Source organism: Gracilibacillus kekensis (assembly GCF_900143085.1).
GTDB lineage: Bacteria > Bacillota > Bacilli > Bacillales > Amphibacillaceae > Gracilibacillus > Gracilibacillus kekensis.
This window is the reverse complement of sequence record NZ_FRCZ01000005.1, coordinates 284,568-299,030: the sequence shown is the minus strand read 5'-3', so window position 1 is coordinate 299,030 and position 14,463 is coordinate 284,568. Positions and strand designations below refer to the sequence as shown.

The window sequence follows — 14,463 nt, the reverse complement described above, 5'->3', positions numbered from 1 at the left end:
ATAAAAAAAGAGATTTTCTAAATTTATTAAAGTTATTATACTTCCATTATACCAAGAGAAATTCTAAGGAGGTAATTTTATGGAGTGGTACAGAAATCACTATAAAGTTAGTGATAATCAAGAAAAAATGGATACAGATGTGATTTTTGACATGTTATCCAAAAGTTATTGGGCTTATGATCGATCTAAAGAAGTGATTGTTCAAAGTATGAAAAGCTCCATTTGTTTTGGTGTTTTTGAGAGAGAAGTACAGGTAGGTTTTGCAAGAGTAATTACGGACAATATTGTATTTTCATGGATTTGTGATGTGATTATTCATCCGGATCATCGTGGGAAAGGCCTAGGTAAATGGTTGTTTCAATGTATTATGGAGCATCCGCAGAATCAAGTGAAGACTTTTGGTTTATTTACAAAAGATGCACATAACCTTTATAGAAAATTTGGATTTTCTGATGTACAAACGATGCAGTACAAAAGTGAGTATTCTATTAATTGATGATTGAAGAATATTGGATATTTTTATGAATCAAACATCGTAAAAAACCCTCAAGGATTAAGAAAATCATTCCATGAGGGTTTTGTCGTCCGTGATTCTTTTTAAATGGCACAAAAAGTAAAAATTAGATCAAGTCGATGTTAAAATCCCTCGTATTTGGAATTTCTGCATTTCATGCCCTTGATGGAGCAATTGCTTTATCTAAATAGAAGGGGATATAAAAAAGCGAAAATCATCTTTTTTGACTTCCTATATTGAAGGTGATAAGATTTCTATATTATAGATATTAAGAGTCTTTAATATCTTTTTATGAAAGGGGAGATTATATATGAAGTATTCAAACGCAACAAACTACGCCCTGCATACAATGGTCCATTTAATGTTGCAGCCTGAGAGAAGTTCGGTGGGAGTGCAAGAATTAGCACAAATGCAAGATCTATCCCCAACATATCTTTCTAAAATACTAACCAAACTTACGAAGGCTGGTTTGATCGAGTCGACACCAGGAGCGAAGGGAGGCTATAAGATCTCCAGAACAAAGCATAACATATCATTCTTGGATGTGATCTATGCAGTTGAGGGAGACACAAATCTTTTCGAATGCTCCATTCATCATGAAGGATGTTTGATTGAGAACGTCATGACTCAGGCAGAAGAGAATATGAAAAGTGAACTGGAATCAAAGCTGTTGATCGATATTGCTAAAAAGGCTGAATCTAAGTAAACATTTTAATAAAGGAGTGGATATGATGGTATTAGATTGCGCTGTGATTGGTGGAGGACCGGCTGGATTGAATGCTGCTTTAGTACTTGGAAGATCAAGACGTAAAACAATTCTGTTTGATGACAATAAACCGAGAAATGCTGTGACTTCCGAGTCTCATGGGTTTATCACAAGAGACGGTATCGATCCACAGGAATTTAAAAGGATAGCCCAAGAGGAATTAAGCAGGTATCCGGATGTTTCGATCGAAAAGCTACGCGTTCATCATATAAAGAAAGAGAACAACTTATTCCTGGTAGAGACTGAAAATGGAGAAGAATATTACGCAAAAAAAATCATACTGGCAACTGGATTTAAGGAAGAGCTTCCTGATATACCGCGGGTCAAAGAATTTTACGGTAAGAGCCTGTTCAGTTGTCCGTTCTGTGATGGATGGGAATTAAGGGATCGTCCGCTGGCAGTGATCGCGGATGATCAAAAGGCGTTTCATATGGCGAAAGTGGTATCCAATTGGACGAACGATCTCATTGTTTTTACCAATGGCAATAAAATACACTCATTAGAGGAGAAAGAATTGCTACAAAGCAAAGGTATCAGTATTAATGAAAAGCAGATCGCCACTTTTATTGGCGAAAAGGGCATGCTTGAACAAATCCAATTGGAGGATCAAACAACCGTACTGCGTGAAGGAGGGTTTATCGCGGCGGAATGGAAACAGGCAGCTTCCTTTGATTCTTCACTTGAATATACATTAAATGAGCAGGGTGGAATTGTAACGGATGACTGGCAACGCACAAATACAGAAGGCGTATATGCTTGTGGGGACACAAGAATTGCAGGTCCCTCTCAATTAATTATTGCTGCAGGAGAAGGCTCGATGGCTGCTATTGCTGTGAACGCAGCATTGATAGAAGAAAAATTCAACTAAAAAATCATTTAGAAAAGGAGCATCTATATGCAGAAGCATGGCAAACATAAAAATAATAAGGTATCGTACTTGGAAAGTCCCGAACGAAGAAAAGCATTTTCCCCAGAACAATTACTGAATAGGATTCCTGTGAAAGAATCAGATACCATATTGGACTTTGGCGCGGGAACCGGTTATTTTTCCATCCCTGTAGCGGAAGAAACCAAGGGCACTGTATACGCACTTGATTTAGATGCTAGCATGCTGGAAATAATCAAAGAGAAAGCCTTGGAGCATCAGCTTACAAATATTGTTCCAGTAGAAGGAAGTATTGAAGCACTACCTTTACCTAAAAAATCGATCGATATAATCATTGCTTCTCTCGTATTGCATGAAATTAAGCCATTGGCCCCGTTGTTAAAGCAAATGAAAAATCTATTAAAAGAAGAGGGCTATCTAATCTGTCTGGAGCTTGAACCAAAAGGAAATTCTGAGAAAGCACCGAGAATTACTTTGGAAGGAATGGAGCAAGAGATAAAAGATGCCGGATTAGAGATAACAGAGAAATTTTCCCCAGCAGAATTTCTGTACATGCTTGTTGCGCAGAAGAGTGATTAATTTTTCTGTTTAATTGTAGATATTAAGTATCTGTAAAGTATTTTATTCTCTCCGAAACATAGTAACTTTAGTAGCTGTTTTGGGGAGAATTTTTTTGTGCAGAACAGTTTAGAGTTAAGAGCTAACAGTGTTATTCTTTTTTAAATAAAAATAGAGAAGCATAATTAGTGAAATAATTTGCTTAAAGTAATACACTATTGAAAGCGGTATAAATGATTCTTGTAATTCAAGTGAATTTTAGCAATTAACACAATAGACATTTTTAGAAAGGTGACACAAATTTTGAATACACTATCCAAGACGAAACGTTTACAGGTTGCTTTATTATTGGGGTCATTGGCACTTCTAGGCCCTTTTACGATCGATACATATTTGCCTTCATTTCCGACAATTGTAAATGAGTTTAATACGAATGCCTCTTTGGTACAAATTAGCTTAACCACGTGCTTGTTAGGATTAGGGTTGGGGCAATTAGTTATAGGACCGATGAGTGATGTACAAGGACGTCGTAAGCCCTTATTAAGTTTTTTGTTTTTATACTTACTATCTTCTATAATATGTGCTTTTGCTCCTAACATTTATGTATTAATTGCAGCTCGTTTTATGCAAGGCTTCTCTGCTGCTGGTGGACTTGTGATATCAAGGGCGATTGTTCGTGATCTCTACAGTGGAAGGGAACTCACGAAATTTTTTGCATTATTAATGCTAGTAGGAAATCTTGGTCCCATCATTGCTCCAGTTATAGGTGCCGGAATTCTTACCTTTGCAAACTGGCAAATAATTTTCATAGTTTTAGCATGTATTGGTCTTATTCTAACGGTCGTTGTATCGTTAAAACTGGAGGAAACATTACCAACTGAAAAACGAATACCGAGTAACTTTAAACAAGTTGTCAGCAACTTTGGCTCTTTATTAAAGGACCGTGAATTTTCAGGTTATGCATTCACACAAGGCTTTACCATTGCTGGAATCTTCGCTTATGTATCAGGTATTTCTTTTGTCTATCAAAATATTTATGGTGTATCACCACAAGTATTTAGTTTGTTATTTGGAGTAAATGGTTTTGGCTTAATGATGGGAACCCAGATTGTTGGACGATTTTCGGGAGCACTTTCTGAGAAAACGTTTCTTAAGATCGGGTTACTGCTTTCTAATTCTTCAGCAATTGTATTGCTAATAGCGTTACTGTTGGATGCACCATTAATTGCCGTTGCTATTCCAATTTTCTTTTTAGTAACTTCCATCAGTATTATTGCAACATCGGCTTTTTCTTTGGCTATGGAAACAAAGGGACATATTGCCGGAAGTGCGTCTGCACTATTAGGTGTACTACCATTTTTACTTGGTTCATTTACGGCTCCACTTGTAGGAATTGCAGGAGAACATACAGCTATTCCAATGGGGATTATTATCTTCTCAGCAAGCTTTCTGGCTTTTTTATCTTATTATCTATTAGCTAGAAAAGGTTCATTAAAAGTAGATGACGGAAATAATAATTAATAGTTTTTGAACATATGAATCTATGAAAGCAAAAACACCTTTCTAATCGAATGATTAATTGATTAGAAAGGTGTTTTTTTAAATATTAAGTTGATTTACTTTCAAAGATTTCCTTCGAGACTTCTTCGGTGATTTCGCAGCAGTGTAACCACCTTCAAATATTTTACCAGGAATAAATCGATGCTTTTGTATTAGCTCGTCCGCTATTTCCACATCACTCTCAATCAGTGCGTGTTGGAAAATCTTAGCCGCAGCCCTAGCATCTTCTAAGGCATCGTGGTGCTTAAATGTTATGTTTTTCCATTCAGCGATTGTGTTCAATTTATAATTAATTAATCCAGGCCAAACATTTTTGGAGATAATATACGTGCATAAGTAGTCTATCTCTGGATATGTAATGTTAAAATGATCTAACGTATTTCTCAACACGCTCATATCGAAACTTGCATTATGAGCAATACTGAGATGGCTGGTTAAATAGGTCCGCAATTCATCCCATATATCATCAAAAGTGGGTGATCCGATTACATCCTCTTCTGTAATACCGTGAATTATAGAATTATAGGGATCAAACTCCATGTTTGGGTTAATCAATGTGTAATATTCTTCAAGGATTTCCTCTTTATTAAAAACAACAAGTCCCACTGCGCAAGGACTAAATCGAGATTGATTTGCAGTTTCAAAGTCAATAGCTACATAATTCAATACCTTCACATCCTTAATTTTGAAACACTTTATAAATCTAGCTTATAGCCATTTTAACTTATATTTCTTATATAGAAAATAATTATGATAAATAGTGTATTCACAACTTCTGAGCACAAAAAATCTGTTACTCTCAAAAATTTAAAAATCCACCTTAATAATTGGAATTTAATGTTAAAATAGTAATAAAAACTATCAAACAGACTGGTACTGTTTCCGGTAAATCTGTGAGAATTACAAAGGATTCCAATGAAACAAACAGAAATAAATATTAATAAGGAGGAGTTCAGATGGAAGAGAAGTTAATTTACGAATACGAAGAAAAATTACGGAACGCTATGATTAATGGAGATCTAGAACAGCTTGAAAAACTCATCAGTGATGAACTATCATTTGTTAGTCCTTATGGGCAAGTAGTTACAAAGGAAGATGACCTGAACACTTATCGGTCAGGGTTAGTGAATATAACTGAAATTAAATTTTTAAATCAAAAGGTTATTTCATTAGGAAATGTTAGTGTTACTATTACAAAGGCTAGAGTACAAGCGATCATTGCTGGACAACATAGAGATGATGAGATGTACTATACAAGAATTTGGCAAACACATAAGAATGAATCAAAAGTTATTTCAGGACATTGCAGTTTTGTTAAAAGTAGTGATGAGAAAAAAAACAACGGGATGGTAGTTTAAGAGAATTACTAGCAAGAATAGGTTATATAAGAGTGGGGAAAAGGAAAGAATTAAATGAGATATATCGTGTATAAATAAATGATTGTGAATTAGAGAGTGTAAATCTCGCACAAATGATCATCTCCTTTTTGATGAGTTTAACCATTTACACAAAACTTTTACGCTCTCGATAAATAAGAAAAAAGCAGCTAAGAAAGCTGCTTTTAAATGACTTATCTTTGTAAATCAGGATTTTCCCTTTTAGCTTCTTTTACTCTGGGTTTTCGATAACCACCAGCAATATCTGCTTTCTTAAAATCTTTAGCATAAATAACTTCTTGTGCTGCTGATGGTTCGTCCCCATTTCCTCCTATAGGTTGATACTGTGCTCTTTTAGACATAGTGTTCATCCTTTCTTATGGAATTGGGTTACATAAAGAATTTACCCTTCATATCTAAGTGATAAACATGCATTTAAATCTCTTGCCTAGTTAAAAAATGCATTGTAAATTAACCACAAAATTTTTAACCACTAACAGCCGCAAGCACTTTCTGGATCTCAAATATATTGCTATCTTTTTTAAAAGTCTTAGAAACGAGTGGTTCAAGATTACCGGAAATCCAGATCTTTAACTCAGAATCCAAGTCGAAAGTGCCAGCAGTTTCCACGCTGAAATGTGAAATGCTTTTGTACATGATCGAGTGAAAGGACGTTTTTTTACCTGTTAGCCCTTGTTTGTCCACTAAGATCAATCGTTTATCTGTAAAAATAAACATGTCTCGTATTACTTTAAATGCTGCATTTACTTCTTCACCTTCTACGAATAACTGTCCATAATCTTTCATAATTTCTTTTGTGTCTACATTTGAAGCGTTTCCCATTAATCCATCAAGAAATCCCAATTGTAATACCTCCTAATATATAATAATTAAAAACTTTAGAGATGAATAGACTTTTATAAATAGTATTGCCTCTATACTATAATTTTACAATTAAATTGTAACGCATTTTCGAAGCAGTGTCATAGGATAATTTCTATTAATAGGGAACTGAAAGACCACCAACTTCGTCTAACAGTATAAAAGAAAAGGGGAGGAAGCTATGAATGAGGAACAACTAGCGGATAAATCCAATCAAGAGATATTAGTTCATTTAATGGAAAACTACGGTGATATGGTTCTCCGTGTCGCTTTTACATATGTTAAGCAAAGACAAATAGCTGAAGATATATCCCAGGAAATTTTTATAAAATGTTTTAAATCTCTTGATACATTTCAAAATCGCTCTTCCTATCAAACATGGTTGTATCGGATTACGGTGAATTACTGCAAAGATTATGTAAGGAGTTGGTCCTTCCGAAAGTTAATACCTCTTTCAGTTATTCATAGAGATAGTAATCCGAATTATGATTCCGTAGTATCTCATGTGGTGAAACAAGAGGAAAATAGGCTTCTTTTTAATAAAGTCCTAAACCTATCCGTGAAACTGCGTGAAGTATTGATTCTTTATTATTATGAGGATCTCTCCATCCCTGAGATTGCCAATATTTTAGGTGTGAAACCGAGCACAATTAAAACCAGGCTACATCGTGCTCGGAAAAACTTAAAGGAAGGAATAGAAGGAGGAATTCTTTTTGAAAAGTAAATGGAACTATCCTAACGAAGTAAAAAAAATGAAATTCACCAAATCAGATCAACAAAAGGTTTTAAATCAACTAAATGCTTCTTCGTCGAAAAAAAGACACCGTAAATTTCTGTTGAGTGGTCTAACTATTGCTACAGTTCTTTTATTACTAGTAGCAGGCTCGTTTTTTATCCCGAATATAGATAACGTAGTGGCTAAAATTCCGTATATTAATAAATTTATTAAGGAAGAAGAAATACAGAGAGAAGACGAGAAACAAGTACATAATTTTGTAGGAAACCTTTTAGAGGAAAACGGACTGAAAGTTGGATATTGGAGTTTTAGTAGGGAAGAAAGAGAGATGATCGTAGAAATTATTGATTTAAATGAAGTCGACAACGACATATTAGAAGAAATTGAACAACAGCTGAAAGATGAACAGCTTAATGGATATGAAGTGATGCTTGTTCCTTATGAACCACCTGAAGATATGCTTACGGAGAGAAGTGAAGGGGAAATCGAACAGGATATTTTGACCAGTAATGAGTTGATATCTGTATTAACTGAACGTATAGAATCAGAAGGGTATGAATTAATGTTCCCAATTCAAGTTGGGATAGATCAGAAGGATGTTATTGATATAACCGTTATCGTTCCCAAATCAGAATATCGCTTGGAGAAGTTAAAGGAGATAATGAAAGAAGAGGCTAGCAACTATGGTAACGAGTTTAAATTTGATGTTCGCCAAGTGCAAAAGAAAGCACGCGAACAGGAGAAACGTTGGGAGAAGACGGATGCAATTAGCAATATAGGTATTGCATTAGAGGCATCAGATCAATTTCCTGTAACAGGCTTTGCATATTCGTTTCATCCTTATCCTGTCCAAATCATCATCAAAACATCACTGGATCCAAATGATTCTGAAGCTTTACAAATCGCAAATGAAATTCGTTCAGAAATAGATTCCTATATTGAAAGTAGTGAGGAAACAGCAACCATCCGGGATGATCAATATAAAGTGATCGTTCGAGATGAAAATGGCGAAGCGATTGATTAAATAGTTTTAGTCGTATTGTGATGATTGGCGTTTAATTCAACCAGAAGGTTACCCCTGATTAAATCTTTTTTACATTAATCAGGGGTATTGTTATTGATTATTCAATTGTCAACTTTACATTCCTTCATTATCATACCAATAGTCTAACCTTACATATTTTTACTTTGTTGAAGTAGCTGGGATTCTCCTGTACGTTCCCATTCTTCAACTGTTTCATAGGCTCTTTCAGGAGAATAACCTTTTCCAACAAGAACTCCCATTAAAATAAATTCCTGAAGAATATGTGTAGCATTGATACCTCTTTTCACGTCCTCTAACCCTTCGTTAACTAGAAATTCTGTGTACTGTACCCATTCATCCGGTGTCTTACCAAATACATTTCCATTGGAAATACCTTCCTCCGCAGCCATTGCATCTTCCTTGGTAACATGAACAGTACCGAATGGATGATTAGGTGGAGCGTAAATCGAGTAAAGTTTCAAAGGAGTATTACCTGAATTAGTTAGATTATGCCACATTCCAGCAGGTATAATGATGACAGAATCATCTTCGACATTTTTTACAAAGTTTAAATTATTTTTGTTTTTTCCCATCCGAACCATTCCTTGCCCTTGTTCGATCCGTAAAAACTGGTCAAGATTAGGATGCATTTCCAAGCCAATGTCTTCTCCAACATTGATACTCATTAAGGTAAGTTGCAAATGCTCACCTGTCCACAAAGCAGTACGAAACGTATTGTTATCCTTCGTCGCTTCGTTGATATCTATCACAAATGGATTTGGCCCATAGTCTCTTGAAGAAATATTACCACTACCATTTGAACGTCGAAAATCATTAAATTCTTTTGAATGCCCTCCTTCATTAGGAACAGCATCGTAAACAGGCTGCCTTCCTTGATAATGCGTAGGTGTATTTGCATAGGAAGGTTGTTGGTATTGCCAAGCATCCGTATCAGGAACATAGTACATTTTTCTCAATCCCTTCACAAGTTTTATAAAATTATCGTATGCAGTTGTAAAGGTAATGTACCTAGAATTCACTCATTAAAAGTACATCTTTATTACCAAGGTGTGGATTTGGTTCCGACTGTTACAAAGTGAGATTAAATAATGGATTTAAAAAAGATTAAGGACCATCCTTAATCTTTTTTTTAACTATTTTTGAGTTTCGGGACGTTACCAGACTCTACTAATATAATGTTCCCAGCTCCACTTGTTCCTTTAACAGAGTGTTATTTTTATCAATATCTTCGCCATTGAGAAGGAGTTCATCGATAGCTTTCGCTTTTTCCTTTGCCAATTGAGTATTGATATCATCAAACAGGATATCTGTTTCCTTTAATAATGCTAAGGCTGCATGATTATATAAATAAACCTCATTATAGCGATTATTGTCAAAAAGGGCATGTTCTATATAGGGACGAAATCGGTCTAAGATCACTGGTATTCTTAACTTAAAACGATACAATCCATCACGTAGTCCTTCAACTCTGGAAGCCAGTGTATCAATTGGTCCCGTCACATTGTTTACCGCGTCTTGTACCTTTTCGTCGAAGTTTGTAAAGCTGGAAATAAACTTTCCAGGCAATGAAACGGTAAAGTATAAATGAGGGGCCATCTTAACGGTGGCCGATAAGGTTTCTAATGTATTTTCCACTGCCAAGGCCAGTTGGTGTAAGAGATGGACAAAGGGAAAAATTAAATTATTTACTTTAACTTTTATAAAATGGAACGATACATCCAATTGAAGCTCTTTTATGAACATTGTTCGTTTTAAATAGGGTGATGTTTCCAAGGTAGTTCTTTCTGAAAGAGGTGCAATCGATGGGTTGGAAGTAATGTCTTGTTTGTTTGTGATAGCGTCTGCAATCGAAAGGTCTGTTTCTGAAAACTGATTGGCTGTTTCTTGCACTTGTCTTTTGAATAGGTTTATTTGTTGATGAAGCTTTTCAATATTGGTCTCCACTATTGAAAAATGGGCATTCATTTCCTCCACTACTGTGTCATACCATTGTTCGGTACCAAATTGAAAGCCTTCATGCAGTAATTTAGGTATGATTTCGGTTATGATATATCGGAATTGCTCTGTTAACTCATCTATTTTGTTTTCTATGTTGTTTAATTGCCGTCTGGCTTCTGCAATTAGTGAAGAAACATTAATATCTTTTTTGGTGAGATATTCAAGTACTTCAACTGGTGGAGAATTCAAGAGTAGATTCAGATATTGTGCTTTTTGTTCTACTTGGTTGAGAACAGAGTGCCAGTATCGCAATTCAGCCTTCAGCATGTTTCCCATCCAAGTAATATCTCCAAATATCGCATCTCCTATCTCTTCCACGACTATATCATCGAACGCCTCTTGCATGATAGTAATTCTTTTCTTTCTTTTTGCTCGTTCCGCTACAATTATTTCCATAGCATTACCTAAATAATCTTTTACTTTTGCTAAACGACTGATGACACTATTTTCTAAACCATTTGCCAGTACTTCTAATGTTCCTGGGGTGATGTCAATTAAGTGATTATCACCACCATAAAGCGGCTGACCTGTCCAGATGCTTGTCACAATATGCTCATCTGCATCGATATATATTTTTCCTGAACCAGGGCCACCTTCAGAACGGATTTCATAATATTGACCGTTGGTATCCCGTAAATAGCCGGTATGGTTACTGGCTACGGTGCCAAAAGGACCTGCTCCAGATGGTATGCCGTTATGTATTTCATGCTTTGCACCAGGAATACGGTCATCAAGTCCTAAACTAATCAGTGAACCAGTTAAAACATCATATTCTCCAAAATAATTAGTAATGTTGTCATATTCTTTGTCAGCCTCGACTTGATGTTTCGGTAGAAGAGCGGGGTTATAAGTAACTGTTCGAACTTCAGGGTATTCCACCCCTACTCTATTGGCAAGAGCACCGCCAAGAGAGTTTCCTGTGACAGAATCTACTCCATATTTTTTGTCCATCTCTTCATAATATAATCTTGCAGCTTCTAACTGTGGAACATTTGTATCGCTTAATAAGAAGAAGTCCGTTTTAATGTCTTCTATTTGTGTAGCATCTGTCCCCACAAAGACTACTGTGACTTCATTTTCTGTATTTAAATTCATTACAGTGTGTGCGTTTAACCCTGTGTTTCTATCTTCTTTAGTATTTAAAACTCTGTATTTAGAATCATTAACAGTAATAATACGAGTGTTTTCATTTATAATATATGCTTGATAACCCGCTAATTCCACTAAGTCACTATCACTCGAATTATTTAAAGTCACATTCTTTTTTAGCTTTATCATGGTTTACCTCCTAATCTTTTATAATATCGTTTGGATAGGATTGTTCTAAGGAATTTTCACCCTCACTAATACCGGTGGTACGAATAACTTCATTCTTATTTATAATTATACTGTAGGCTCCTCTAGGTATGTCATTCGACTCTTTAACTGCATTTACTAACTCTTCAAATGCTTTTTTATTTGGTTCTTCATCTGTAGACATGTACATTTTTATAGAGATCAGTAAAGCTTCGGATGACATGCCTGAGTTGCTAAATAGCTTTTTTAAATTTTCGGGTTCCATCTTTTTATTTTCTAGATAATCGTTCAGAATACTTTTAAATGGTTCGTCATCTGCGACTTGTACAAAGTAAAAATTTGTACTGAATCCTGCCCCTACGCTATTTTTAATTGCTTCATTGGTTTTACCAGTTATATCATATTGGTTCGATATCTTTTCTAATAATTTATCTAAAACATCAAATTCATGTTTATAAGCCATGCCGTATAATCCAGTAATAATAGCATCCTCTACAACCATTTCCTGAGTCCAGATATTTTCAGTGAGGATAATTTCTTGTTTTTTATCTATAGGTATCATCGCATATGTATAAAAATGTGGTTTTCCTATGGATTCCACAAAAACGGTTGCTCCATCAACATTTCCAACGATATTATGTACTTTTACCTCTGTCTTATATTCTTCTTTAAAAAATAATTTGATTGCTTCTTCTATTTCTTCACGATTTTCGTTAGCAATACGGTCAGTTTCCTTTCCGTTAGGTAATGTATATTCTTTACCGGTATACTCCTGAACAGGAACATAATAATCCTCTGTATTAATTTCTTCATTATCATTTAGATTACCTGGTGATACTTCACTCATCCAGTTACAGCCTCCTAATAGTAAAGTAGATAAAATGACAATAGCTATAATATTATTCTTATGGAGCATGTGATTCCTCCTTCTTTCGTACATCAATAAACATATTATAGAAAAAAATGGTTAAGAATCCAATTCTTATCCATGGTAATTTTCAGAAATGAATCGAATGGTATAGTTTAATGAGCGGAGATATTTCGCGAATGGGTATATAAGACTGGTTGAAATTTGGCGGCAATAAATATTTATTACTTAGAAGTTACTTAGTTTCATGAGAATGTTTGGGTTCGGACTATTGGTCGAGTGAAAAAAATCATTTTTTATGGAGAGGACATTAAATTTACATCATATAAAAAAAGGTTGTGATAGAATCTTCTAGTGGTATAACGTTTATGTCGACGAAGAGCACTGTATGTTCATTTTTGTGGAGAATTTTCATCTTAATAGCTACAGGCCGGTTGTTGGTCTGAATAAGTATCTTTTAATTCGAATCCGAGTATCGTTAATATAAGTAACTCTATCTCAGGCATGTTTTAAATAAGCATAGTAACCTGTCAATTCTCCTATCATGTGTTGATGTCAAAGTCTTTTTACCTCTTTTTTTTTTAAATTAAACTATCCTGACTTAAAGAATTCTCTTTACTTCCTAAGGCATCTTTTTTAAGAATATAATTATCATGCAGGGAGAGTCCATATATTCCTTTTGGTATATTATCAGCTCTTTCAATTCTTTGTATTAAAGTATCGAAAACTTCACTATCAGGTTCAACATTTTCGTCTGCCATATATAAATTAATAGCAATTCTGATTGCTTCTGCATCTATTTTTTCAACTAGTAGAAGATCTTCCCACTCATCCGTTGTTCTATTAGGATCTTTAAAGTCATACTCTACAATATCTCCAAATGGTTTTTCATCTCCAATAGCTGTATAATAGTATTCAGTACTAAAACGGTTAGCACCTAGTTGGCTAGCTTTTTCGTTTAAACCCGTTAAGCTAAATTCCTGATTTAATTCATCAATTAATTTTGTTAAATTTTCAAATTTTTCTTGTTCAACGAGACCATAGATACCTGTCATAATGGCATCTTCCACTACCATTTCTTGGGTCCATATTTTATGAGTGAGGACGGTTTCTTGTTTTTTATCTATCGGTATAATTGCATATGTATAAAAATGTATTTCCCCAATGGATTCTACCATAATGGTCTTACCGTCTACATTTCCAACGATATTATGTACTTATAATAGCACTCTTTCTTCACATTACTTTTTTAGTAAGTCTATCTTCTCTAGAGAATTTTCTTTGTAACCATTTGCATCTTCTTTATGAATTAAGTTATCATTTAAAATAAGTTGGTAATTACCATTAGGAATATTATTTGAAGATTCAATTGCTTGAATTAATTCATCTAAAGCCTTTTTATTAGGGTCCACATTGGAAGAAGCCATATACAGCTTTATTGCAATAATCATTTTTTTAAAATCGATGTTTTGAACATTCATGAGTTCCAACCATTCCTCTTGAGATCGGTTGGGGTCTTCTATATATTCCTTTAAAACATGGTTAAAACTATTCAAGTCTCCGATCGAAACAAAGTAGTACTGATTGCTAAAGCGATTAGCACCAATAGGAATTGCCTCTTCATTCAAGCCAGTTAAATTATACTTTTCATTCAAGTCCTCAATAAGATTGGTCAGATTTTGAAATTCTTCTTTCTTGATTAGTCCATATAAACCTGCAATAATGACACTTTCTACTTGACCTTGTTGTGAAAAAACCTTGTCTGAGTAGATTTCTTCTATTTTTTTATTAATGGGGATAACAGCATATGTATAAAAGTGAGGTTCCCCAATGGATTCTACCATAACGGTCGCTCCGTCCACATTCCCAACGATATTATGTACTTTTACCTCTGTCTTATATTCTTCTTTAAAAAATGATTTGATTGCTTTTACTATTTCTTCACGATTTTCGTTAGCAATACGGTTAGTTTTTATTC

16 protein-coding genes are annotated in these 14,463 nt (G+C 34.7%); 8 read left to right on the top strand and 8 right to left on the bottom strand.

Annotation, left to right across the window (positions count from 1 at the left end; all coding sequences use genetic code 11):
- Positions 1-79 precede the first annotated feature (79 nt).
- The 5 genes from BUC25_RS13695 to BUC25_RS13675 all read left to right on the top strand — a co-directional run bounded on the left by BUC25_RS13695 (position 80) and on the right by BUC25_RS13675 (position 4,245).
- The gene (locus BUC25_RS13695; RefSeq protein WP_073202468.1) at positions 80-496 is read left to right on the top strand and encodes a GNAT family N-acetyltransferase; all 417 of its coding nucleotides are present in this window, start codon (positions 80-82) and stop codon (positions 494-496) included.
- A gap of 328 nt (positions 497-824) precedes the next feature.
- Positions 825-1,220, top strand: coding sequence for an RrF2 family transcriptional regulator (locus BUC25_RS13690; protein WP_073202467.1), 396 nt, complete (start codon positions 825-827; stop codon positions 1,218-1,220).
- Positions 1,221-1,245: 25 nt separating this feature from the next.
- Positions 1,246-2,148 (top strand): NAD(P)/FAD-dependent oxidoreductase, encoded by a 903-nt coding sequence (locus BUC25_RS13685; RefSeq protein ID WP_073202466.1) that lies wholly within the window; start codon positions 1,246-1,248, stop codon positions 2,146-2,148.
- 27 nt (positions 2,149-2,175) lie between these two features.
- Entirely contained in the window at positions 2,176-2,745 is a 570-nt protein-coding gene (locus tag BUC25_RS13680; RefSeq protein ID WP_073202465.1) for a class I SAM-dependent methyltransferase, read from the top strand.
- 282 nt (positions 2,746-3,027) lie between these two features.
- Entirely contained in the window at positions 3,028-4,245 is a 1,218-nt protein-coding gene (locus tag BUC25_RS13675; protein WP_073202464.1) for a multidrug effflux MFS transporter, read from the top strand.
- Positions 4,246-4,323: 78 nt separating this feature from the next.
- Here the strand turns inward: BUC25_RS13675 and BUC25_RS13670 are convergent, their stop codons facing one another.
- Positions 4,324-4,950, bottom strand: coding sequence for a 3'-5' exonuclease (locus BUC25_RS13670; RefSeq protein WP_073202463.1), 627 nt, complete (start codon positions 4,948-4,950; stop codon positions 4,324-4,326).
- A 290-nt stretch (positions 4,951-5,240) separates the two neighbouring features.
- On the opposite strand from BUC25_RS13670, the gene BUC25_RS13665 reads away from it, so the two are divergent.
- Entirely contained in the window at positions 5,241-5,642 is a 402-nt protein-coding gene (locus BUC25_RS13665; RefSeq protein ID WP_073202462.1) for a nuclear transport factor 2 family protein, read from the top strand.
- A 212-nt stretch (positions 5,643-5,854) separates the two neighbouring features.
- On the opposite strand, the gene BUC25_RS19190 is transcribed toward BUC25_RS13665, so the two are convergent.
- Together BUC25_RS19190 and BUC25_RS13655 are read right to left on the bottom strand one after the other, a co-directional pair.
- The gene (locus BUC25_RS19190; RefSeq protein WP_073202461.1) at positions 5,855-6,022 is read right to left on the bottom strand and encodes a YfhE family protein; all 168 of its coding nucleotides are present in this window, start codon (positions 6,020-6,022) and stop codon (positions 5,855-5,857) included.
- Positions 6,023-6,146: 124 nt separating this feature from the next.
- Positions 6,147-6,524: a PH domain-containing protein gene (locus BUC25_RS13655; protein ID WP_073202460.1), complete on the bottom strand. Its 378-nt coding sequence runs from the start codon at positions 6,522-6,524 to the stop codon at positions 6,147-6,149.
- Between the two features lie 199 nt (positions 6,525-6,723).
- Between BUC25_RS13655 and BUC25_RS13650 the strand changes: the two genes are divergently transcribed.
- Positions 6,724-7,266 carry a sigma-70 family RNA polymerase sigma factor gene (locus BUC25_RS13650; protein ID WP_073202458.1) on the top strand — a complete coding sequence of 181 codons (543 nt, stop codon included), beginning with the start codon at positions 6,724-6,726 and terminating at the stop codon, positions 7,264-7,266.
- Positions 7,256-8,302 carry a hypothetical protein gene (locus tag BUC25_RS13645; RefSeq protein WP_073202456.1) on the top strand — a complete coding sequence of 349 codons (1,047 nt, stop codon included), beginning with the start codon at positions 7,256-7,258 and terminating at the stop codon, positions 8,300-8,302. The genes BUC25_RS13650 and BUC25_RS13645 overlap by 11 nt, the downstream gene beginning before the upstream one ends.
- A gap of 149 nt (positions 8,303-8,451) precedes the next feature.
- Here BUC25_RS13645 and BUC25_RS13640 read toward each other — a convergent pair whose 3' ends face one another.
- From BUC25_RS13640 to BUC25_RS13620, 5 genes are all read right to left on the bottom strand, one after another.
- Positions 8,452-9,270, bottom strand: coding sequence for a cupin domain-containing protein (locus BUC25_RS13640; protein ID WP_073202453.1), 819 nt, complete (start codon positions 9,268-9,270; stop codon positions 8,452-8,454).
- Between the two features lie 220 nt (positions 9,271-9,490).
- Positions 9,491-11,599: an SA1320 family protein gene (locus tag BUC25_RS13635; RefSeq protein WP_073202451.1), complete on the bottom strand. Its 2,109-nt coding sequence runs from the start codon at positions 11,597-11,599 to the stop codon at positions 9,491-9,493.
- Positions 11,600-11,609: 10 nt separating this feature from the next.
- Positions 11,610-12,533, bottom strand: coding sequence for a DUF1672 family protein (locus tag BUC25_RS13630; RefSeq protein WP_073202450.1), 924 nt, complete (start codon positions 12,531-12,533; stop codon positions 11,610-11,612).
- Between the two features lie 533 nt (positions 12,534-13,066).
- Positions 13,067-13,663: a DUF1672 family protein gene (locus BUC25_RS13625; protein ID WP_073202448.1), complete on the bottom strand. Its 597-nt coding sequence runs from the start codon at positions 13,661-13,663 to the stop codon at positions 13,067-13,069.
- A 63-nt stretch (positions 13,664-13,726) separates the two neighbouring features.
- On the bottom strand, positions 13,727-14,446 hold the full coding sequence (locus tag BUC25_RS13620) for a DUF1672 family protein (RefSeq protein WP_483188992.1): 720 nt from the start codon (positions 14,444-14,446) through the stop codon (positions 13,727-13,729).
- Positions 14,447-14,463: the final 17 nt, after the last annotated feature.

Coding starts and splice junctions, on each gene's coding strand:
- BUC25_RS13650 (WP_073202458.1), top strand. CDS start 6,724: ATGAATGAGGAACAACTAGCGGATAAATCCAATCAAGAGATATTAGTT.
- BUC25_RS13680 (WP_073202465.1), top strand. CDS start 2,176: ATGCAGAAGCATGGCAAACATAAAAATAATAAGGTATCGTACTTGGAA.
- BUC25_RS13640 (WP_073202453.1), bottom strand. CDS start 9,270: ATGTACTATGTTCCTGATACGGATGCTTGGCAATACCAACAACCTTCC.
- BUC25_RS13625 (WP_073202448.1), bottom strand. CDS start 13,663: ATGGTAGAATCCATTGGGGAAATACATTTTTATACATATGCAATTATA.
- BUC25_RS13685 (WP_073202466.1), top strand. CDS start 1,246: ATGGTATTAGATTGCGCTGTGATTGGTGGAGGACCGGCTGGATTGAAT.
- BUC25_RS13635 (WP_073202451.1), bottom strand. CDS start 11,599: ATGATAAAGCTAAAAAAGAATGTGACTTTAAATAATTCGAGTGATAGT.
- BUC25_RS13665 (WP_073202462.1), top strand. CDS start 5,241: ATGGAAGAGAAGTTAATTTACGAATACGAAGAAAAATTACGGAACGCT.
- BUC25_RS19190 (WP_073202461.1), bottom strand. CDS start 6,022: ATGTCTAAAAGAGCACAGTATCAACCTATAGGAGGAAATGGGGACGAA.
- BUC25_RS13690 (WP_073202467.1), top strand. CDS start 825: ATGAAGTATTCAAACGCAACAAACTACGCCCTGCATACAATGGTCCAT.
- BUC25_RS13630 (WP_073202450.1), bottom strand. CDS start 12,533: ATGCTCCATAAGAATAATATTATAGCTATTGTCATTTTATCTACTTTA.
- BUC25_RS13695 (WP_073202468.1), top strand. CDS start 80: ATGGAGTGGTACAGAAATCACTATAAAGTTAGTGATAATCAAGAAAAA.